The sequence below is a fragment of the Streptosporangium sp. G12 genome (assembly GCF_052983175.1).
Genome location: NZ_JBRIQO010000111.1, coordinates 1 through 590 on the forward strand (window position 1 = coordinate 1; position 590 = coordinate 590).

1 protein-coding gene is annotated in these 590 nt (G+C 69.3%); it reads right to left on the minus strand.

All coding sequences use genetic code 11. The annotated features are described in order from the left end of the window. Positions 1-570 (minus strand): endo-1,4-beta-xylanase (locus ACVCAG_RS45825; protein ID WP_447191681.1); only part of this gene is annotated, 570 nt, incomplete at its 3' end. Positions 571-590 lie beyond the last annotated feature (20 nt).

The following is a 590-nucleotide window of genomic DNA, read 5'->3' on the forward strand; positions in this document are numbered from 1 at the left end:
GCGCCGGCCGCCGGAGTTGCCGTCGGCGAAGGCCTCGTTGACCACGTCCCAGGCGTAGATCTTGCCCTTGTAGTGGTTCATCACGCCGTTGATGTGGTTGATCATCGCCTGGCGCAGCGCGTTGCCCTCCATCGACCGCATCCAGTTCGGCTGCTGGTTGTGCCAGGCCAGCGTGTGGCCGCGCACCCGCTTGCCGTTCTGCACCGCCCAGTTGTAGACCCGGTCGCCGCCGGAGAAGTTGAACTGGTTCTGGTTGGGCTCGGTGGCGTCGATCTTCATCTCGTTCTCGGCCGTGATCATGTCGAACTCACGGTTGGCGATCGTCGTGTACTGCGAGTCGCCGAGCTTGCCGGCGCTGATCGCGGTGCCGAAGTAGCGCCCGCTCTGCTGGGCCGCCGCGCCGAGCGTGGTGGCCGCGGCACCGGCGGAAGCGGCACCGGCGGAGACCGGGCCGGTCACCGCCGTGAGCGTGCCGAGCACGAGGGTGCCGAGGGCGCCGGCGACCAGGGCCCGGCGAAGGCCGCCGAGAGGTCGCCGGGTGCCGGGCGGGGGTATGGCGTTTGTGCCCATGCCTGAGCCTCCATAACTGC